Source organism: Bartonella harrusi, assembly GCF_024297065.1.
Lineage (GTDB): Bacteria > Pseudomonadota > Alphaproteobacteria > Rhizobiales > Rhizobiaceae > Bartonella > Bartonella harrusi.
Genome location: NZ_CP101114.1, coordinates 561,700 through 583,587, shown reverse-complemented (window position 1 = coordinate 583,587; position 21,888 = coordinate 561,700). Strand labels below are relative to the sequence as shown.

Sequence of the window (21,888 nt, the reverse complement as noted above, 5' to 3'; positions counted from 1 at the left end):
AACGCAATGTTTCCGACCTCCTGTGTCTCCGCTCTCGGATGTCTCAAATTGTACGCGCGTCCTTTCTTCTTTGGATTTCCAAAAAAGACAAGTCGCAGAGGCTTTGCGCTAAAACCGGTAAAGTTTAATTGAAGAAAGGCAAAGCAATGGCTCTTTATGAACATATATTCCTTGCTCGGCAAGACATTGCACCGCAGCAAATTGATGAACTGTTAAGTACCTATAAAGGGGTCATTGAAGCGCACGGTGGGAAAGTTGGGCGTACAGAAAATTGGGGTCTTCGCCCTCTCGCTTATCGTATTCGCAAAAATCGTAAAGCTTATTATGTGCTGGTTAATATCGATGCACCAGCAACAGCAATTGCTGAAGTTGAACGTCAAATGCGTATTAATGAAGATATTTTGCGTTATATGACCATTCGCGTAGAAAAACACGAAAAAGAAAAATCTCCTATATTTTCACGTATTGATCGTAATGATCACATTGGTCACGATGAAGAGCGGTATCGCTCCCCGCGTCGCCAACGTGAAGATGTTATAGAAGGAGTAGAATAATGACCGATATGAATCAAACTGCAGCACGTCGTCCTTTTCATCGTCGTCGTAAAACATGTCCGTTTTTAGGTGCGAATGCTCCAAAAATTGATTATAAAGATGTCAAATTGTTGCAACGTTATATTTCAGAGCGAGGAAAAATCGTTCCTTCGCGTATTACAGCCGTCAGTCAGAGAAAACAGCGTGAGTTAGCGAATGCTATTAAACGTGCTCGTTTTCTAGGATTACTCCCATACGTTATAAAGTAGGCTGTTAATATATTATGCAACTGGGGGAACACCCCAGTTGCTTTTCTTATATGATTTAATAAAAACTGGTTGTGGATTATACGAAGAGTATAAAGATACCAAAAGTTGAGGTATTGTAATGCCCCTAACTGCAAACGGCAGGACAGCGATAAATGAGCGATTTTCATGTTTATAAGATAATGACCGGTATTTTGGCGGGGCTTTTTGCTGTTGTAATAGGGATGGCGCTTATCAGCGTTGCAAATGTCGTACCCTATTTTTCTCTTCTTCTTGGTTGTTTTCTTTCATTGCCAATTTTTATTGTTGCGTTCGGTCAAGGGACATTAGCCAGCATCGTTGCTCTCATAAGTGCGACGATTGTTCTTATCATAACCACGAATACCTATATTGCTCTTAGCTTTATGCTATTATTTTTTCTTCCTGCTGTCTATGCTTCTTGGCTCCTTGGACTTGCACGACCAGACCATAAGAAAAACACTCTGATATGGTATCCATTATCATCGATTATTTTTCATTTAACGAACTTTATTGCTCTTATAGCAGCCTTTATCGGAGTTTATATTCAAACCCATTCATCCACACCCATTATTATAAAAAAAGTTACAGCAAACATAGTACAAGCTCTGCAACAATCGCCATCACTCAAGGAAACTGATATCCGCGCTTTTAGCGACTTTGTCATGGCAAATACAGCAACTTTAACAGCTATTGCTCTCACAATTTATAGTTTACTTTTTCTCATTGGTAATCTTTATTTTTCAATAATTACAGCTCAACATATGAAGTGGTTGAAAAGACCTCGAGATGATTGGAGTAAGACTCTCCGTTTTCCAATTTCTGGAATTATTATTTTTATTGTTGTTTGCCTCGTATCAATGGCTGAATTGAGTGCTCCTCTTAATTTGAGCATACGTGTCTTTAGCATTGCGTATACTGTTATTATCTCAATCAGTGGTTTAGCATATCTCCATAATATTACACAAGGAATCAATGGCCGGATTATTATCCTCTCTCTTGTTTATATTGCCATCTTAACTGTCGTTTTTGCTCCACCTATTTCTTTCATGATGCTCTTAATGGGAATTTGGGCAACCATTCAATATAACCTTCAATCACGCAAAAAACTTCACTAGATTTATTTGTTCGAAAGGAAAAACTATGGATATTATTCTACTTGAACGCATTCCTCGTCTTGGTCAAATGGGTGATGTTGTCTCTGTTAAGGACGGTTATGCACGTAACTTTCTCTTACCTCAAGGCAAAGCTTTACGCGCTAATGAAGTTAATAAAAGACATTTTGAAATGCAACGTGCACAACTTGAAGCGCGTAATCTTGAACGCAAAAGTGAAGCACAAAAAATCGCTGAAAAACTTGACGGCAAATCATTTGTTGCCGTTCGTTCAGCGGGTGAAACAGGACAACTTTATGGATCTGTATCAACACGCGATATTTCCGAAATTATAACAAATGAGGGCTTTTCTATTGGACGCAATCAGATTGAGCTGAATCATCCAATAAAAACTATTGGCCTTCATACCATCACTCTTAGTCTTCACCCTGAAGTTCAAATTTCTTTAGTCATTAATGTTGCACGTTCAGCCAATGAGGCACAACGCCAAGCAGAAGGTGAAACTCTAACTTCTGCTGAAGCGATCTATGATACCCAAAAAGAATCCGTAGCAGAAACAGAGGAAGAGCTATCAGTAGAAGAAATGGGCGATAATGATGTAGTGGGCATTGATAAAGAAGCTTAGTTGTTATTTTTATTACCTATCTTGCATTTTCTGTTTTTCTATCGCTTAATAGCATTGATGTATAACAGAACATTTATCCTAAAAGGCTACATGTTCTGTTGTATTATCGTGGAAGTTGAATTTTTATGGCAACAACACCCCTCAGTATTGTATAGAAAATGACACACCAGAAAATATAGTAAGCAAAAATGCGCCTATGCTTTTTTCTTCAAAGAGAAAGAAAATTTCTAACTCTCTGCTTTAAAAAAAATGCTCTTCCCCTAAAGTGGTATATTGGTTGTAACCTCTTCTCTCATTTAAAATAATTGTCATTATAAAGAAAAGCAATTTTACTTATAGCACCATTAAAACCCTAGCATCCTATAACCTCAAAACACCAGAAACACAGCATTGTGTTTTTGAGAGAACCCAAAGTGCAATCTAGAAAATTTACATATTTTCTAAAATTTCTATATTATGAAAATAAAATGTAAAGGAATAAGCTCCAGTAATACACAAATGGTGAATCAGAAATTGGAGAGAACTAAAAAGAATTGAAAGGAAGATTTGAACTTAAAATCAAGATTCTGTCTCCTGCTTCTTTTCATATAAAGAGCTCGATTGATTGCCTAAACGTGAAATTTTGATGAGAAAAACTGTTATGGAAGAAACCAGCGTCATTAATTTTAGCTCTTCACAAAAAGAAGACCCCTCTTCTTTCCAACAACTCCCACATAATATTGAAGCTGAACAAGCCTTGCTTGGAGCACTTCTTATCAACAATGATGCTCATGATCGTGTTGCAGATTTTTTGAAGCCCGAACATTTTTTTGAACCACTCCATCAAAAAATCTACGCTGTTTTATCTCATCTTATCGAAAAAGGAAAAATTGCCGATCCAGTTACCATAAAACCTTTTATTCCAGCGGAAGAAAAAATTGCCGATATTACTGTATATAATTACGTTGTTCGTTTAACAAAAGAAGCCGTAACAATCATTAATACTCAAGATTATGGACGGATCATCTATGATCTTTTTCTCCGACGCTCCTTGATTAATATTGGAACTCAAGTTGTCAATACAGCCTTTGATGCTCCTGTAGAACTCACACCCTCTAGACAAATTGAAACCGTTGAACAACATTTATTTGAATTAGCAGAAAAGGGAAAATATGGAGGGGGATTTGAGAACTTCAATGAGGCTATCAAAAAAGCACTTGAAATGGCAAGTGCGGCTAAAAAGCGTTCCTCACACTTATCAGGAATAGCGACTCACATTAAAACACTTGATGAAAAAATGGGAGGATTACAAAAATCTGATCTTATTATCCTCGCCGGGCGCCCTGGAATGGGAAAAACTTCACTTGCAACCAATATTGCTTTTAATATTGCCAATGCTTGCAATCGTGATGGAAAAACACAAGAGAATGAAGGCGGCATTGTTGGATTTTTCTCGCTGGAAATGTCATCAGAACAGCTGGCAACCCGTATTATTTCTGAACAAACCGAAGTTTCTTCTTCTGATATCCGCCGTGGGAATATTTCAGAAGAGCAATTTGCAAAAATTATCCGTGCTATGAATCGTTTACAAAAAGCACCGCTTTATATCGATCAAACGGGTGGTATATCAATCACACAATTGGCAGCACGCGCACGCCGTCTCAAGCGGCAACACGGTTTAGACGTTTTGATTATTGACTATATTCAGTTAATGACAAGCAATTCAAAACGTTCATCTGAAAACCGTGTTCAGGAAATTACAGAAATTACCACAGGATTAAAAGCATTGGCGAAAGAATTGAATATTCCCATCATTGCTCTTTCACAGCTTTCGCGCCAAGTTGAAAATCGAACAGATAAACGCCCACAACTCTCTGATTTGCGTGAATCTGGTTCTATTGAGCAAGACGCTGACATCGTTCTTTTTGTTTACCGTGAAGAATATTATCTCAAAAATGAAGAGCCAAAGATAGGCACTCTTGAATATGAAAGATGGCAAAATACAATGGACAAAGCTTTTGGAAAAGCTGACGTTATTGTTGCAAAACAACGCCATGGACCAACAGGGACCGTTCATCTTGCCTTTCAGTCTGATTACACACGCTTCAGTGATCTGGCAGATAGTAATTATCTTCCAGAACAAATTGGTTAAATCATCATGGCACGTAACCGTCTTCAATTTATTTGCCAAAATTGTGGAACTGTTCATTCACGCTGGTCTGGGAAATGTAATTCCTGTGGTGAATGGAATTCTCTTATCGAAGAAAATGAAAATAGTGGTATTGGTAGCGGCCCAATGCAAAATATCCGTAAGGGACGTATAGTTGCCCTTACTTCTCTTTCTGGAGATCTTCAAGATGCTCCTCGTATCCATTCTGGCATCGATGAGCTTGATCGTGTTACGGGTGGGGGATTTGTTCGTGGATCGGCATTGCTTGTTGGTGGAGACCCAGGTATTGGAAAATCAACATTGCTGACACAAACAGCGGCTGCTTTATCACGCAAGGGACATAATGTCATCTATGTTTCAGGGGAAGAAGCACTTGCACAAATATGCCTTCGTGCTCAAAGACTTGGAGCTGCGAATACAGAGGTAAAACTTGCTGCTGAAACAAATGTTGAAGATATTCTTGCAACCTTAAGGGAACATAAAAACCTCGATATGGTTATTATCGATTCCATTCAAACTTTATGGTCAGATGCTGCAGATTCAGCTCCTGGTACGGTCACACAAGTTCGTATTGGTGCTCAAGCAATGATCCGCTTTGCAAAAAAAACAGGAGCAGCTGTTGTTCTTGTTGGACATGTTACAAAAGATGGACAAATTGCAGGGCCCCGTGTTGTAGAACATATGGTTGATGCTGTTCTCTATTTTGAAGGTGAAGGCGGACATCATTATCGAATCCTTAGAACTGTCAAAAATCGCTTTGGACCAACCGATGAAATTGGTGTTTTTGAAATGTCTGATAAAGGATTACGGGAAGTCATAAATCCATCCGAACTTTTTTTAGGTGAACGAAATGAAAAAGCACCAGGTGCAGCTGTTTTTGCAGGAATGGAGGGAACGCGTCCCATACTCGTAGAAATTCAAGCGCTTGTGGCTCCCTCTTCACTTGGAACACCACGGCGTGCTGTTGTAGGATGGGATGGCAATCGCCTTTCAATGATTCTTGCTGTTTTAGAGGCTTATTGTGGTGTTCGCTTTGGACAACATGATGTCTATCTTAATGTGGCAGGAGGATATCGCATATCCGAACCAGCAGCTGATTTAGCTGTTGCAGCGGCTTTGGTCTCTTCGCTCGCAAATATTCCTCTTCCAACTGATCATGTCTATTTTGGTGAAATCAGTCTTTCAGGAGCTATCCGCGCGGTTGCACATTCTGCACAACGTATCAATGAAGCAAAAAAACTTGGTTTTCAGGGAGCTGTTCAACCTATTACAACAAATGAAACAATGAAAGCGTTCAAATTTCAACAAAAAACATTCTCTGATCTTCCTGTGCTGGTTGCCGCTATTACTGCAGGTAAAAAATGATCTGCGCCACACATATGATAAGAAAGAAAAAAATCTACAAAATATAAAACATCCCTGTTATAAGAAAAAAAATAGCATAACTAGAAATGCATTTTTATACTAACTTAAAAGAACACAACTTTATGTATAAGGAACAAACAAATGATCATAACAGTCCTTGATGGAATTGTCTTAGTTGTCATCCTGTTGTCCGCCTTTCTCGCTATGCTCCGAGGATTTTCACGCGAGGTGTTATCGTTAATTTCTTGGGCAATCGCAGCTATTACTACACTGTTTTTATTTAAACCTTTCTTGCCCTTCTTTGAACAATATCTTTCTAACAAAATGATTGCATTGATCACAACATTGGTTACAATTTTTATTATTGTTCTTATTATTACTTCAATTATTACCATGAAAATCTCCGATTTTATTATTGATAGTCGCATTGGTATCCTTGACCGCACTATCGGTTTTGTTTTTGGGGCATTTCGCGGTTTATTGATCATGGTTATTGGTATGCTTCTTATTAATGCCCTCATTAAACCCGAGAACCAAGCTCACTGGTTAAAAAATGCGACAACAAAACCCATCTTAGATTCATTGGGACAAAAAATTTGGGATGTCCTTCCTCAAAACCTCGACACTGTTCTTGAAAAAGCAGGAAATTTTTTTAAAAAAGACGATGATAATATACAGAATAAACGCCCTCATGAAAAAAATAATTCAGCAAAATAGAAAATAATTTATCATGGGTAAAAAATTCTCAATAACATGTGGAGTATGAAATAATCATCCCTCCTATGACAACTGAAAGAATATGATGAAAAAAAGCGATGTTTCCTGTCAGGATTATGCATTGGATGGCGATACCCTTCATGAAGAATGTGGGGTTTTTGGTATTCTTGGTCATGAAGATGCTGCAACATTAACAGCTCTCGGGCTTCATGCACTTCAGCATCGTGGGCAAGAGGCAGCTGGTATTGTCTCTTACCATAATAAAATGTTTCATCAAGAAAAGTATCTCGGTCTTGTCGGTGATCACTATACAAATCCCGCAACACTTGCACGTTTACCAGGAAATCTTGCTATCGGACATACTCGTTATTCTACAACTGGAGAAATAGCATTACGTAATGTTCAACCTCTTTTTGCGGAATTAAAAGCTGGAGGGATTGCTATTGCCCATAATGGTAATCTCACCAATGGTCTGACATTACGCCGCGAACTCATTACTTCTGGTGCTATTTGTCAATCGACATCAGATTCAGAAGTTTTTCTCCATCTTATTGCGCGATCACGTTATGAATCGTCCTCTGATCGTTTTGTTGATGCTATTCGGCAAGTAGAAGGTGGATATGCCATGTTGGCACTCACTCGTACAAAGCTTATTGCCGCACGCGACCCAACAGGGATTAGACCTCTCGTGATGGGCGAACTTGATGGTAAACCAATTTTCTGTTCCGAAACATGTGCTCTTGATATTATTGGAGCAAAATATGTGCGCGATGTTAAAAATGGAGAAATTATTATATGTGAAATACAGAAAAATGGGGAAATTACTAAAAAAATTATAAAACCAGAGAGTGATAAACCAGAAAAGCTTTGTCTTTTTGAATATGTTTATTTTGCGCGTCCTGATTCAATCGTTGGAGGACGCAGTGTTTACACGGTACGTAAAAATATGGGTATTCATTTGGCCCAAGAAGCGCCGTATGAAGGTGATGTCGTGGTTCCCGTTCCTGATGGTGGAACACCCGCAGCAATTGGTTATGCGCAAGAAATTGGCATTCCCTTTGAACTTGGTATTATTCGTAACCACTATGTTGGTCGCACATTTATTGAACCAACACAACAAATTCGCGCTTTTGGAGTGAAATTAAAACATTCTGCAAATCGTTCTGTTATCCAAGGAAAACGTGTTATTTTAGTTGATGATTCCATTGTACGGGGAACAACATCCCTCAAAATTGTACGAATGCTCCGCGATGCAGGAGCAAAAGAAGTGCATATGCGCATTTCTAGCCCTATGATTTTTTATCCCGATTTCTATGGCATTGATACACCTAAAGTTGAAAGCTTATTGGCTAATCAATATCCAGACTTACAATCCATGTGCAATTTTGTTGGTGCTGATTCATTAGAGTTTCTTTCAATTGATGGTCTCTATCTTGCTGTAGCAGGAGAAAAACGAAATAATACTGATCCACAATTTACTGACCATTATTTTACCGGACATTACCCTACACAGCTCGTTGATCAAGAAAGTATTCCTCAAATTCATCAATCCTCTGTTCTTAAAACAAGAGATTAATATGATGACAAAACTTGATTTTAGTCTCTTTGGTCGTGTTGCACTTGTTACCGGTGCCTCAAGGGGTATTGGTTACCATTTAGCATTAGAGCTCGCGGCACGCGGGGCTCATATTATCGCTCTTGCACGAACAACGAGTGGGCTCACTGAACTTGACAATAAAATTCGAGAAAAAGGTGCACATGCAACACTAGTCCCTCTCGACTTACATCATATGGAAAATATCGACACTCTTAGCGTTTCAATTGCAAAACGCTGGGAAAAGCTTGATATTATGGTCACCAGTGCGGGAATCCTTGGAACACTCTCACCAGTAGCACATACCGAAAATAGAGTATTTGAAAATGTTTTACAGATAAACCTTATCAGCCAATGGCGGTTAATGAAAGCTGTAGAACCTTTATTGCGTAAATCTGATGCTGGACGAGCAATTTTGTTATCTTCAAGCGTTGCTCATGTTGCACGCGCTTTCTGGGGACCCTATGCTGCCTCTAAAGCTGCTTTAGAAATTATTGCGCGATGCTGGGCAGAAGAACTAAAACAAACTTCTATCAAAGTTAACTGTGTTGATCCCGGTGCAACACGCACTGCCATGCGTGCACAAGCCATGCCTGGTGAAGATCCTCAAACACTCCCTTCACCACAAGAAGTTGCAGCAAAAATAGCACATTTATCCTCACCTCATTTAAAAGAAACAGGAAAACTTTTTAATGTCCGTAAAAATAGGTTCATGGATTATCATGTTCCTGATTAACTATAGACATGAATGAAAACGTAAATCTGAATTAGACTTCGTTCTATTGCTGCTTTTCTTTGCAAAAAAATATAAAGTTCTATGATTTTTGGAGAGTTTTCGTATTACTCTTTTTTTCTTCCAAAAGAGCCCGTTTATGATAAACCACAAAACTACAGGGGAGAAAAATCATATAGCAAACAGCTGTAATGAGTAAAGTATACCATGTATAAGTTGCAAGAAAACCTACATAAATCACAACCCCCAACATGCATGGTACAACAATATCACGCCTCAAATTTTGGTCGATTGTCTTTGCATTCCACACCGGTAAACGACTAACCAACAGAAAAGCAATAATTACAGTATAAAGACTAAAAAATAATGCCCAGCTCCAACTCGGCATCAAACCAAGAGCCCCTAGATACATAGGCAAAAGAAGCAATAACGCTCCTGCTGGTGCAGGAACACCAATAAAATAATTATCCTGCCATTTTGGTGTATCCTTATTATCTAACATCACATTAAAACGCGCTAACCGCAAACAACAAGCAACACAATAAACAAGTGCTGCCACCCAACCAACTTGGTGTGCTTGAGCCAAAACAAAGGAGTAGACAATAAGCGCAGGTGCAACACCAAAATTAATGACATCAGCAAGAGAATCCATCTGTGCTCCAAAAGATGAACTGCCATCCATCAAACGAGCGATACGTCCATCAGCGCCATCTAAGACTGCTGCTAAAAGCACCATTAAAATAGCAGCTTCATAACGATGCTCAAAAGCTAAACGAATACTGCTCATCCCTGCGCAAATTGCCAAAATAGTGATAACATTTGGAATGACATACCGCATCGGTGTAGGTGAACGCCAGCGATTTGCACCATCATCATGCTGCCCTTCAGGATTAAATGAAGAAAAGAGCGAAAAGTTTTTCATTTTTTATCCTAATCAAATCTGAAATCCGTTGTAGCACTCTTATCATCAAAAGAACCTAAAACCGTTTCTCCTGCAATTGCCGTCTGACCAACAGCAACACGCAATTTCACTTCTCTTGGGATATAAATATCAAGGCGAGAACCAAAACGAATTAATCCAAATCTTTCTCCAGTAACAACGGAATCATGTTCTTTTGACCAACAAACAATCCGGCGAGCAACCATTCCAGCTATTTGCACCATCCCAATTTTACCATGTTTGCTATCAATAACCACCCCATTCCGCTCATTAAACTGACTGGCCTTATCAAGCTCTGCATTGGCAAACTGTCCTGGACGATAAACTATAGATTCTATTGTACCACTTATAGGAATGCGATTAATATGGCACGAAAAAATATTCATAAATACGGAAATTCTGATCATTTCTTCTTTGCCTAATCCCAATTCCTCAGGTGGAACACACGGTTCGGCAAACGAGATACGACCATCAGCAGGCGACATAATCCAATTTGAATTTAAAGGAATGACGCGATCTGGATCACGAAAAAAATAAATACACCACACCGTGAGGACAAGACCACACCAAAACAGTGGATTCCACATCCAACCAAGAATGAGAGAAAGAACAAAAAATACGACAATAAAAGGATAACCTTCTTTATGAATTGGCACAAAGCCATTATGGATAGATTGTAGAATACTCATATAATTTCCTATTCATAGATCATTTTAATAAGTCATAAACCTTCTGTTTTTTTCTTATCCTTTTGTGTATTTAACGCATCACTCCCTATAAAGTTATCGGTCACGTTTACATAGCTTATTTTTTACGATTAACAACGCCTATCTCATCTTCTTCACGCATTTTACGTAATTTTTCTTCAGCTTGCGATGCTTCAAGCTGCTTATTCCACATTGAAGCATAGAGACCTTTCTTATGTAAAAGCTGTGCATGTGTGCCATTTTCAATAATGCGGCCATTTTTAAGAACCAAAATTTCATCAGCATTAATAACAGTAGAAAGACGATGCGCAATGATTAAGGTTGTCCGCCCACGGCTGACGATATCTAGAGCCTGTTGAATTTCCTGTTCTGTTGCCGTATCAAGGGCTGCTGTTGCTTCATCCAAAATGAGAAGGGGGGGTGCTTTCAATAATGTCCGTGCAATAGCGACACGTTGCTTTTCACCACCTGATAGTTTAAGTCCACGTTCACCTACCATAGACTGAAAACCTTCCGGAAGCATCTCAATAAATTTTGATATCTGTGCCATTTCAGCAGCTTTGCGCATCTCTTCATCTGTAGCAGCTGGACGCCCATAGAAAATATTATATGCAATTGTATCATTAAATAATACCGTATCCTGCGGTACCATGCCAATAGCTTCACGTAAACTTTTTTGCGTTACATCACGAATATCTTGTCCATCAATTGTGATGGAACCTGAATCAACATCATAAAAACGAAAAAGTAATCGAGAAATAGTCGATTTGCCAGCACCTGATGGACCAACAATTGCAACTGTTTTACCTCCAGGAACTTCAAAATCAATATCTTTGAGAATCTGGCGATCTGGACTATAGGAAAATTTTACCTGATGAAACCTAATAGCTCCACAACGCACTATTAATGGTTTGGCATCTGATTTATCAATGATCTCCTGTGGAACATCTAAAAGATCAAACATGGCTTCAATATCAGTTAATCCTTGTCGAACATCACGGTAAATTGAACCAATAAAATTCAATGGAATAGAGAGCTGTATTAAAAGTGCATTAATAAAAACGAAATCTCCTAAAGTTTGTGTCTTATGAAAAACTTCATACGCGGACATCAACATCAGAATAGTCATTCCGATACCGAAAATAAAAGCCTGACCAAAATTAAGCCAGCTTAATGATGTCCAAATTTTGGTTGCAGCTTTTTCATAATTTTCCATAGAAGAATCAAATCTATGTGCTTCCAGAGTTTCATTGCAAAAATATTTGACTGTTTCAAAATTCAAAAGAGAATCAACAGCACGCGTATTGGCCTCAGTATCTGCCATATTCATTTTATGCCGAATACGAATACGCCAATCGCTTGCCTTAATTGTAAACCAAGTATAAAGACAAACCATTATTACAACGATGAGCAGATAATGCCATCCATAACCTATATAAAAGACAAGTGCTGTCAAAACAAATTCCAAAACCGTTGGCACTGTATTGAGAATTGAAAATCTAACAATCGCTTCAATTCCCTTTGTGCCACGCTCAATGACGCGAGAAAGCCCACCAGTTCGCTTTTCCAAATGAAAGCGCAAAGATAATCCATGAATATGTATAAAGGTTTTATAGGCTAACTGGCGGATGGCATGTTGACCAACGGTTGCAAACAGAGAATCACGCAACTGATTTAATGCAGCTTGAACAATCCGTGCAACATTATATGCCAAAACAAGCATGATAGGAACAATATAACTGGATGATCTCGATGTGGAGAGACTTGCATCAAGAGTATCTGTAGCATATTTAAAGAAATACGGTACAGATATGAGAATAAGTTTAGCTAAAACAAGATAAAATATCGCCCATAAAACACGCGTTTTTAGATCACGCCGATCCGCAGGCCACATATAAGGCCATAGATTATAAAGTGTGCGAAAAGTCTGACCTGTATCTGACGATACGGTTTTTGTCATTTTATTCTGTTTCATAAAACTCTTATTTCTCTATCATCCACTTAACAAGCACGGGAATGCCTCCCCTCTTGCCATTTACAGCTCATCTTTATACACTTTTAGTCAGTATATGTATTAGCGGTTAAGTTAGACTGTTTTTGAAAAAGGGACAAGAAATAATCCACTATAAGGTTTATTATTTTGGTCTGTATTCTCATACCATTCTGCTGCAAATAAATTCTCAACCTTTACACGCTTTTTTTTAATTCTGCTTGAAGCCATGTCTTTGATTTACCAATCTCTTGAAGTCCATCATCTATAATTTCACCATTCTCTACTAAAATGACAGACTTCTTTCCTTCTTCCTTTTTAACTACAGAACAATCACCACTGGTTTCTAAATGAACAAAAGCGGCTTCATGTAAACTACAACCTTTAATCCGTAACATCGTGATCAAATTATTTACACTGATATTCAAATTTTTAATCCTATCTATTTGAAAGACACCATCTAAAACCAATGCTGTCTTCTGCCCAGCAATCAGACGACGAAAAAAAACTGAATAGCGTGCCAAAAAATTAAGAGATACAATCAAAGTTTGCCAAATCAATAAAACAAGCAACAATTGAACAGTCGTAATATTGGGATTATAAACAACGCCTCCAAGAATACCCCCCATGACAAAATTGCTGACCAAATCAACGGGTGTCATTTGACTGAGACTTCCGCGCCCTGTTGTTCTTAAAATCAAGAGGAAGGCGATAAGTCCTACAACCAATTTAAGTGTGACATAACCGTAATGATATAAAAATTCCATCAAACTGTCTCCCTTGTTATGGAAGCTGCTAAAGTACCCGAATTATAAATTTCGTATATCCCACACAGTTATACGCTCGCCAGTTTGTGGGTCTTTTTCATCTTTTAAAACAACCCCCTCGGCTGCAAGCTCATCACGAATAGTATCCGCAGCTGCCCATTCTTTATTATGGATAAGTTGTAGCCTTTCGGCAATGCGCTGTTCGATAAATTTTGAATCAAGACGTGTTTTTTTCATAAATAATGGGCACTCTGCATCTATAACCCACTCTTGACACAAGAACCCAAATAAACGCATCGCATTTGCAAGAGCGATAGCATTGCCTGTTTTATAAAATTGCCGTAAACGAGCAAATGCATTTGGAGTATTAAGATCATCACTTAATGCATTGATCAAAGAGTCATCAAAAACTTCATTCTCCTCTAAACATGTTCTTTCACGACGAAGCAATTCATACCAACGATACAATTCTCTACTAGAATGCGCTAAACGCTGCATTGTCCAATTTAATGGTTCTCGATAATGGGTTTGTAACATTGAAAAACGTGCGGACAAACCAGCCCAATTTTGTTTCATTTCTTTTGTTAAAACATCATTAAATTCAAAAAAATCATTCTCTAAAACAGAACGTATAGTAATAAAATTACCAAAGCTTTTAGACATCTTTTGGCCTTCAACCTGTAAAAAACCATTATGCATCCAAAAATTAGCCATTCGCTCTGTTGCAAAAGCTGAACAACTTTGGGCAATCTCATTTTCATGATGAGGAAAAATCAAATCAATACCACCACCATGAATATCAAAAATATTGGCTGTTGGATTATCACAAGTTAAACCACCTCCATAAGGTTTTAACAGTTTTGCCATTGACATTGCTGAACACTCAATATGCCACCCTGGACGACCTAAAACAGGAATTCCTGCCGGCGATGCCCAACCTGGTTCCCCCTCTAGAGAAGGTTTCCATAAAACAAAATCCATCTCCTCCCTTTTATAAGCAGCAACATCGACACGTGCCCCTGCCCTCATTTCTTCTAAAGAACGTTTTGCAAATTCTCCGTAATGGGGATGATTTTTGATGCTGCTTACAGAAAATAATATATGATTTTCCGCTATATAAGCATGTCCTTTTTCAAGCAGCCGTTTAATCAAACAACGCATCTCTTCTAAATGATCCGTTGCACGGGGTTGACTGGTTGGTAACAAACAACCAAGTGCTATCGTGTCTTTTTGAAATTGAGAATAGGTTTGCTCCGTTAATCGACGAATAGCCTCATTAAGTGCTAACTCTGGATATTCGCAAGCTGCTCGTGCATTAATTTTATCATCTACATCTGTAATATTACGTGCGTATATAACATGCTCTTTACCATAAATATGACGTAATAAACGAAACAACATATCAAAAACAATGACCGGACGTGCATTGCCTATATGCGCATAATCGTAAACCGTTGGACCACAAACATAAAGGCGTACTCTCGTTGCATCTATCGGTGTAAAAATTTCTTTTTTACGTGTAAGCGTGTTATAAAATCGCAACTCTCTCATTATTACACTCCGTTAACGATATTACGTACCGTTCTTCTAGATGAATCTTATCCCAAATCATTGCATTATGCGGTTTTAAATGAAAACTTTCGTATCTCTTATAAAATTTTTAATCGTTACTCCATTTCTAGGCTGTATTTATCGTTTGCCACAAAAAGAACCCACTTTATTTGATTGTATAAAAGTGTTCTCCTTACAAAAAGCATAATTTTTTTTGATGAAAAAGCGCCTCAAGAAGAAATCTGCAAAACACTCGATAAATTTATACGAAAAATAGATTGTAGAAAGTTTGAAATTTTTAACCACATAAAACTTTGTTAGAATCTTCAATAAACCCCCTCTAACACTTTTCTTCTCTTCTTTTGCGCCCTAAATTCTACAACACATCCGTTATTGGTAATAATGTGCAAACCATTTTTGTCGGCACCTTTAACATATGCTCTATAACCAAGCCATTTTATCCACGATTGCAATCTACAAAGTTTTAACAAAAATGCGTAACGTATTGATAAAAATTACTTTTTTTATATTTTTTTTAGCTACAACACCAACCTTTACACAACAACGACCACCCTATGAGGAAAAATTACTACGGCTAGCAGAAATTTTGGGATCCCTTCACTATCTAGAAAATCTTTGCAGTACTCCAACAAATCAATGGTATGACTATATGGGTGCGCTCATTGATGCAGAACAACCCGCACCACAAAGACGCGCTTATTTTTACCAAGCGTTTAATGGTGCTTATCGTGCTTTTTCAGAAAATTATCATCATTGTACACAATCAGCAATTATAGCAAAGCAAAGATACATTCAAGAAGGAAGGACTTTATCTGAAAGTCTTCTCACCTATTATAACAATCAACCTGTACAAAAGTTACCAAACACGCGATTTGATCTATCCAAATGATAATACTCTTTAAAACGAAGAGATCAATAAGTTTACTTTTCTATAAATTATAGTAAATTTTGAAGAATAAAACCTTCACATGCTTTTATCTTCCTATAATAAAGCACCATAAGCACCTCTTCACCCATAAAATTATTTTAAAAAATCCATCAAGTTTGTGTACTTATGCCAAAGCTTCTATAAATTTAACAGGCTCACCTTGTGAAGATACAATAATTTCCCCTTCCCACATAACACGCCTGCCGCGAATAATAGTCCCAACAGGCCAACCTTTAACCTTTTTACCATCATAAGGTGTCCACCCTGCGCGCGAACCAATCAATGCATTTGTAATAACTTCTTCCCGTTTAAGATCAACAACAGTCAAGTCTGCATCATATCCAACAGCAAGGCGCCCTTTACAGCTTATACCAAAAACGCGACTAGGACCATGCGACGTGAGATCAACAAAACGTTCAAGAGATATCTTCCCTGCATTGACATGGGTTAGCATAATTGCTGCTGTTGTTTGCACACCTGTCATCCCTGAGGGTGAAGCAGGATAAGATATGCTCTTTTCTTTAAGTGTATGAGGAGCATGATCAGAACCTAACACATCAACAATACCCTGTTGAACACCATACCAAAGAGATTCACGATGGTGGCTCTCACGAATTGGTGGATTCATTTGAATCAATGTCCCAAATCGCTGGTAATCATCTGCCGTTAAAGTTAAATGATGCTGTGTTACTTCAATCGTTGCAACATCTTTATGATGTTTTAAAAACGCAATTTCTTCTGCTGTAGAAAGGTGCAACACGTGGATACGTGACTTTGTTTCATGCGCAATTTTTACTAAACGTTGTGTACATTTTAATGCTGCAACCTCATCACGCCAAACCGGATGTGATGACGCATCTCCTTCAATACGCAATATTTTGCGCTCTCTAAGCCTTGTCTCATCTTCAGAATGAAAAGCCACACGACGATGTGTGTTTTGCAAAATAAGACGCACACTTTCATCATCATCTACCAAAAGATCGCCGGTAGAAGACCCCATGAAGACTTTAATCCCAGCAGCACCAGGAAGTCTTTCTAATTCTGCCAATTGATGTGCATTCTCACGTGTTCCTCCAACCCAAAATGCAAAATCACAATGCATCCTATGAAATCCACGTTTCATCTTATCGGATAATGCTTCTTCCGATATGGTTAATGGATTGGTATTAGGCATTTCAAATATTGCTGTCACACCACCCAACACTGCAGAATAGGAGCCGCTTTCTAAATCCTCCTTATGTTCATTGCCCGGCTCACGAAAATGAACTTGACTATCAATAATTCCCGGCAAAATATGGAGCCCTGTACAATCAATGACTTCACCAGCAGAGGCACATGTGAGATCACCAATTTCAGCAATACGGCCATTGGTAATACCAATATCACGTTTACTACTGCCATCATGATTTACAACTGTTGCACCTTTAAAAATTGTATCAAATGTTTTAAACATAGCCGAGCTCCTTACATATCCTTTCTTTATCGATTATGTAACTTTGGGTAGAAAGGCAAGAACCATGATTGAAAAACAAAATGCCATTCTCTTTAAAAACCGTAGAATTATTAAAGTTACTGGAGAAGAAGCAACAGATTTTTTGCAAGTTCTTATCACGACAGATGTGACAAAAATCGGTGCACAAGAAATTTTTCCTGGAGCTCTTTTATCACCACAAGGAAAAGTTATTGCTGATTTTCTTATCGGTAGAAAAGATGACGGTTATTTTATTGATATCATTGTCTCTTTAGCTGATATCTTCTATAAGCGCCTGCTCCTCTATAAACTTCATAAAAAAGTAGAAGTTACACAACCATTACAAGAACTTATTACAGTTTTTTGGAAAAATGAATCTGATACTTTAGATTTTGATTCAAGTTTTATGGATAAACGATTTCCACAAAAAGAAAAAGTAATACGAATCTATGGGAAAATACCCTTTTCTGCTCCAGAAGACCATGACAATTGGAAGCAATTGCGTATCCGTTATGCACTTGCTGAAAGCGGTCAAGACTATGAAATAGGAAAAGTCTTTCCCCATGATATTAACTACGATCAAATTGGTGGATTAGCCTTTGATAAAGGCTGTTATATAGGGCAAGAAGTTGTTTCACGAATGCATCACCGTCGCGCAACGCGTCGCCGTGTTCTCATCATCAAAAGCCAGCATGAATTAACCTCAGGTTCTAGTATTGTAGCTGGAACAAAAGTCCTTGGTTTTTTGGGAACATGTGTTGCAAATGAAGCGCTCGCTTTAATGCGTATTGACCATGTCAAAAATGCTATGGACAAAGCCCTTCCATTGACAGTAGACAATGTTCCCGTCACTGTAAGCATTGCTGAAAATATGAACTTTACCTTTCCTGAAAATACTACGGAAACTTAACGCATGGCTAAAGCTGAATTCGCACAAAATGGACACGCGCGGGCTTGGCAAAGAATGCTTTCTGGTCGGCGACTTGATTTGCTCAACCCTTCCCCTTTTGATGTTGAAATTGAAGATATTGCCCATGGGCTTGCCCGCGTTGCGCGTTGGAACGGTCAAACACGAGGAGAACATGCCTATTCTGTTGCACAACATTCACTTTTGGTAGAACAAATATTCCAGAAGCTTTTTCCGCAATCGCGTAATGATGAATGCTTATGCGCTCTTTTGCATGATGCACCAGAATATGTCATTGGTGACATGATTTCACCCTTTAAAGCTGCCATAGGAAAACAATATGAACTTATCGAAAAGCGTATACAAGATGCTATCCACATGCGCTTTTCTCTCCCTGTGAATCCTTCTCAAAAACTTTTAAAAAAAATCAAACAAGCTGACCGTATCGCTGCATTCTACGAAGCTATCACACTTGCTGGATTTCATAGAGAAGAAGCTCTTCGCTATTTTGGCTCTCCAAATAATATTCTACCCAATGACCTCAATTTGCAACCATCCTCTACACAACAAATTGAAAACACGTTTTTAATCCGTTTTCACAACCTTGATACTCAGAGATCATACTAATATTTTCCTTGCATCGTTCTTCTTTTATAGCTCCTATTTAAAAAATGAATGGAGCAAACTTCTTTCCCTTATTCCCTCCTTGAATACACTCATAAAAAACAAATCTTCTCCTTACCCCCATTGCCCCATAACTATCTGATATCTAAAATTTCTTCCTTTATAATAACTTGTAGCTTCATAACTAACAAAAAGTGGCTGCTATTAAATCCCAAGATCTTCTGTAAAAGATATTTTAGTAAGAGTCCAGAAAACTTAAAAAATAACTTTTTTCTATAATATCAACAGATAACAGGCAAAAAATCAGAGTTCAAATTAAATATGAATAAAGAATATATCAGAGAATACGCATTAATTTTTTATCAAAGTTTTAATAATAAACTCTCTCTCGTAAAGTTTTTGTATGAAATGGGATTTTATTTAAGTTTATAAACTTCCTTATCTGTTGGAAAAGCACGAGATGTCACATCCTCTGCATAACTCTTAATTGCGGTCTCCATTGCTTGTTCAAGAGCACCATAACGGCGTACAAATTTAGGAACCCAAGTGCCATAACCCAACATATCTTCCATCACCAATATTTGCCCATCACATCGACGAGATGCTCCAATACCAATGGTCGGGATAGAAAGCATCTCTGTCAGCTTTACCGCTAATGGTTCAATAACCCCTTCTACAACAACAGCAAAAGCCCCTGCTTTTTCAATCGCTACCGCATCTTCTTCTATTTGTCGCCAATTTCTTTCATCACGCCCTTGCGTCTTAAAACCACCAAAACGATTTACGGCCTGTGGTGTAAGACCAATATGGCCCATAACGGGAATACCGCGTTTACACAAAAAACCAATTGTTTCTGCTATATAAACACCACCTTCAAGCTTAATTGCACCACACCCTGTTTCTGCAACAATCCGTGACGCATTAGAAAAAGCTTGTTGTGGACTTTCTTCATAAGAACCAAAAGGCATATCCACAACGACAAGAGCCTTTTGAGAGCCACGCATAACTGCCTGCCCATGCAAAATCATCATATCTACACTCACAGGGAGAGTTGTTTCAAACCCATGTACAACCATACCAACGCTATCACCAACCAAAAGAAAATCACAATATGGATCAGCAATCCGTGCACTATAAGCCTGATAAGCTGTTAAAGATACAATTGGCGCTTGTCCTTTTCTCGACCTTATTTCAGAAGCAGTCATTCGCTTTATGGTTTTCTGTACACTCATTTTAAGCCCTTCATTGCAAAATATATTGATCAATAAGCCTAACCTCACCAAAGCGGACAGTGAGTAATAAAACAGCAGGTTTCTCTAACATCCCCTTCACTACAGATAAAGTTTCCATATCTCGTAAATCTATTGATTCTATGACCGCACGGGATTCTTGTTGTAAAATATCGCGCACAATTTTGCATAGCTTAACAACCGATCGTTCCCCTTGGTGATAAAGCTTTTCAGCAACTTTACCACTGTTAGGAATAATTTTTGCCGCTCTGCGATCTTCTAATGTTAAAAGTTGATTACGTGAAGAACTAGCCACACCATCTGCTTCGCGTAAAATAGGCACTCCAACAATTTCAACAGGAAAAGCCAAATCTTCAACCATACGACGAATAATCAAAATTTGTTGAAAATCTTTTTCTCCAAAAAAAGCCTTTGCTGGTTGAACAATATTAAAAAGCTTAGCAACAACGCTGGTTACACCGCAAAAATGTCCTGGACGCAATCTTCCCATCAAAATACGTGATAATTTTTTTACCTTTACAATTGTGTCATTGCCATGGGGCCACATTTCTTCTACAGAAGGTGCAAAAACATATTCAACACCTGCTTTCTTTAACAAAGCACAATCGCCTCTCAAATCTCTTGGATATTTATCAAAATCTTCATGGGGACCAAATTGTTTTGGATTGACAAAAATAGACACCACCACCCGATCACACATGGCCCTTGCTTGCTGTACTAATGCAAGGTGCCCTTCATGCAATGCCCCCATGGTTGGCACAAAACCAATAGAGTGTCCTAAAAGTCTCTCTTCTTTGAGAAAGTGACGTACCTCAGTAATTGTTTTTAAAATTCGCATATTTACAATTATCCATTCTCATCAAAATCAACAAATTAATTTTTGCATATGAAATCGCCGTTCAAATAATTCTATCAAATGAGTACGGACGGATGGATGCCTTATATCCCGTGGCTCCCAAACATGACGTGTTAAAAAGAAACCTGTTAGAGTAAAACCATTTATTATATCTTTAAAATCAATAGGGCGAACAGTTCTTTGTAACAGAAATTGCGGTAAACGTAAAAGCTTCTCTCTCCAAGGATGCCCCGCTTCCTCACAGACAGCCCGTCCTGATTTTGGAGATACATAACAAAGCTTTTCTGAATTCCCTGTTGCTGCACAACGAGATAAATCAAGACCAAAGCCCAACTCCTCAAGGAGTCGCATTTCAAAACGCACAAGCAATTCTGCAATGACAGATGCTTCCTCAAAATTGCGCATAAAAAGATGTAACAGATCATATAATATGGGATGTGGATCACGCTCAGGAAGAAAACGCAAATGAAACGCCATCAGCTGCAAAGCATAAAGTGCCTCTGGTAAAAGGATTAATCGTGCTGCATATAGATCAAGTGCTTCAAGTCTAAAAAGTCCTAGATGTTCTTCTAAACGCGCCCACCATTCAGCTTCAACTAAATTCCCAGGTTGAAGAAGAGCCGCCATACGACGCGAACGTCCCCCTTTTACCACTCCCATATAACGGCCATGCTGACGCGTCATAATCTCGAGAATAACACTCGTTTCACCATATTGGCGTGTTGCAAGGATAATGGCTTGTTCTTTCCATTTCATGTTAT

The 21,888-nt window shown here is 38.3% G+C and carries 20 protein-coding genes and 1 pseudogene; 12 read left to right on the top strand and 9 right to left on the bottom strand.

Features of this window, described 5'->3' with window-relative positions:
• The first annotated feature begins 146 nt into the window (after positions 1-146).
• From rpsF to NMK50_RS02590, 9 genes are all read left to right on the top strand, one after another.
• Positions 147-554, top strand: a complete 408-nt coding sequence (gene rpsF, locus NMK50_RS02630) for a 30S ribosomal protein S6 (RefSeq protein WP_254770773.1) — start codon at positions 147-149, stop codon at positions 552-554.
• Entirely contained in the window at positions 554-802 is a 249-nt protein-coding gene (gene rpsR / locus NMK50_RS02625; protein WP_254770772.1) for a 30S ribosomal protein S18, read from the top strand. The genes rpsF and rpsR overlap by 1 nt, the downstream gene beginning before the upstream one ends.
• 152 nt (positions 803-954) lie before the next feature.
• A complete protein-coding gene (locus tag NMK50_RS02620) occupies positions 955-1,935 on the top strand; it encodes a hypothetical protein (RefSeq protein WP_254770771.1) in 981 nt (326 codons plus the stop codon).
• Positions 1,936-1,960: 25 nt separating this feature from the next.
• Entirely contained in the window at positions 1,961-2,557 is a 597-nt protein-coding gene (rplI, locus tag NMK50_RS02615) for a 50S ribosomal protein L9 (RefSeq protein ID WP_254770770.1), read from the top strand.
• Positions 2,558-3,197: 640 nt separating this feature from the next.
• The gene (locus NMK50_RS02610; RefSeq protein ID WP_254771164.1) at positions 3,198-4,688 is read left to right on the top strand and encodes a replicative DNA helicase; all 1,491 of its coding nucleotides are present in this window, start codon (positions 3,198-3,200) and stop codon (positions 4,686-4,688) included.
• Positions 4,689-4,694: 6 nt separating this feature from the next.
• Positions 4,695-6,071 (top strand): DNA repair protein RadA, encoded by a 1,377-nt coding sequence (radA, locus tag NMK50_RS02605; RefSeq protein ID WP_254770769.1) that lies wholly within the window; start codon positions 4,695-4,697, stop codon positions 6,069-6,071.
• 141 nt (positions 6,072-6,212) lie between these two features.
• Positions 6,213-6,788: a CvpA family protein gene (locus tag NMK50_RS02600; RefSeq protein WP_254770768.1), complete on the top strand. Its 576-nt coding sequence runs from the start codon at positions 6,213-6,215 to the stop codon at positions 6,786-6,788.
• Between the two features lie 82 nt (positions 6,789-6,870).
• Positions 6,871-8,364: an amidophosphoribosyltransferase gene (purF, locus tag NMK50_RS02595; protein WP_374112193.1), complete on the top strand. Its 1,494-nt coding sequence runs from the start codon at positions 6,871-6,873 to the stop codon at positions 8,362-8,364.
• 4 nt (positions 8,365-8,368) lie between these two features.
• Positions 8,369-9,118, top strand: coding sequence for an SDR family NAD(P)-dependent oxidoreductase (locus NMK50_RS02590; protein WP_254771162.1), 750 nt, complete (start codon positions 8,369-8,371; stop codon positions 9,116-9,118).
• Positions 9,119-9,197: 79 nt separating this feature from the next.
• Here the strand turns inward: NMK50_RS02590 and pssA are convergent, their stop codons facing one another.
• The 5 genes and pseudogenes from pssA to cysS all read right to left on the bottom strand — a co-directional run bounded on the left by pssA (position 9,198) and on the right by cysS (position 15,070).
• Complete coding sequence (gene pssA / locus NMK50_RS02585; protein WP_254770767.1) at positions 9,198-10,037, bottom strand: CDP-diacylglycerol--serine O-phosphatidyltransferase; 840 nt, start codon at positions 10,035-10,037, stop codon at positions 9,198-9,200.
• 8 nt (positions 10,038-10,045) lie between these two features.
• The gene (locus tag NMK50_RS02580) at positions 10,046-10,744 is read right to left on the bottom strand and encodes a phosphatidylserine decarboxylase (RefSeq protein WP_254770766.1); all 699 of its coding nucleotides are present in this window, start codon (positions 10,742-10,744) and stop codon (positions 10,046-10,048) included.
• Positions 10,745-10,859: 115 nt separating this feature from the next.
• A complete protein-coding gene (locus NMK50_RS02575; RefSeq protein WP_254770765.1) occupies positions 10,860-12,737 on the bottom strand; it encodes an ABCB family ABC transporter ATP-binding protein/permease in 1,878 nt (625 codons plus the stop codon).
• Between the two features lie 111 nt (positions 12,738-12,848).
• Positions 12,849-13,519, bottom strand: a pseudogene (locus NMK50_RS02570) (DUF421 domain-containing protein).
• Positions 13,520-13,561: 42 nt separating this feature from the next.
• On the bottom strand, positions 13,562-15,070 hold the full coding sequence (gene cysS, locus NMK50_RS02565) for a cysteine--tRNA ligase (RefSeq protein ID WP_254770764.1): 1,509 nt from the start codon (positions 15,068-15,070) through the stop codon (positions 13,562-13,564).
• A 493-nt stretch (positions 15,071-15,563) separates the two neighbouring features.
• Between cysS and NMK50_RS02560 the strand changes: the two genes are divergently transcribed.
• Positions 15,564-15,980 carry a TIGR02301 family protein gene (locus NMK50_RS02560; protein ID WP_254770763.1) on the top strand — a complete coding sequence of 139 codons (417 nt, stop codon included), beginning with the start codon at positions 15,564-15,566 and terminating at the stop codon, positions 15,978-15,980.
• Between the two features lie 163 nt (positions 15,981-16,143).
• Here NMK50_RS02560 and NMK50_RS02555 read toward each other — a convergent pair whose 3' ends face one another.
• Complete coding sequence (locus NMK50_RS02555; protein ID WP_254770762.1) at positions 16,144-17,472, bottom strand: dihydroorotase; 1,329 nt, start codon at positions 17,470-17,472, stop codon at positions 16,144-16,146.
• A gap of 64 nt (positions 17,473-17,536) precedes the next feature.
• Between NMK50_RS02555 and ygfZ the strand changes: the two genes are divergently transcribed.
• Together ygfZ and NMK50_RS02545 are read left to right on the top strand one after the other, a co-directional pair.
• Positions 17,537-18,400: a CAF17-like 4Fe-4S cluster assembly/insertion protein YgfZ gene (gene ygfZ / locus NMK50_RS02550; protein WP_254770761.1), complete on the top strand. Its 864-nt coding sequence runs from the start codon at positions 17,537-17,539 to the stop codon at positions 18,398-18,400.
• 3 nt (positions 18,401-18,403) lie between these two features.
• On the top strand, positions 18,404-19,024 hold the full coding sequence (locus NMK50_RS02545) for a YfbR-like 5'-deoxynucleotidase (protein WP_254770760.1): 621 nt from the start codon (positions 18,404-18,406) through the stop codon (positions 19,022-19,024).
• Between the two features lie 413 nt (positions 19,025-19,437).
• Here NMK50_RS02545 and panB read toward each other — a convergent pair whose 3' ends face one another.
• Genes panB through recO form a run of 3 tightly spaced genes read right to left on the bottom strand, consistent with a single transcriptional unit; the run spans position 19,438 to position 21,883 of the window.
• Positions 19,438-20,253: a 3-methyl-2-oxobutanoate hydroxymethyltransferase gene (gene panB, locus NMK50_RS02540; RefSeq protein ID WP_254770759.1), complete on the bottom strand. Its 816-nt coding sequence runs from the start codon at positions 20,251-20,253 to the stop codon at positions 19,438-19,440.
• A gap of 10 nt (positions 20,254-20,263) precedes the next feature.
• The gene (gene panC / locus NMK50_RS02535) at positions 20,264-21,109 is read right to left on the bottom strand and encodes a pantoate--beta-alanine ligase (RefSeq protein ID WP_254770758.1); all 846 of its coding nucleotides are present in this window, start codon (positions 21,107-21,109) and stop codon (positions 20,264-20,266) included.
• Positions 21,110-21,136: 27 nt separating this feature from the next.
• Positions 21,137-21,883: a DNA repair protein RecO gene (recO, locus tag NMK50_RS02530; RefSeq protein ID WP_254770757.1), complete on the bottom strand. Its 747-nt coding sequence runs from the start codon at positions 21,881-21,883 to the stop codon at positions 21,137-21,139.
• Between the last annotated feature and the right edge of the window lie 5 nt (positions 21,884-21,888).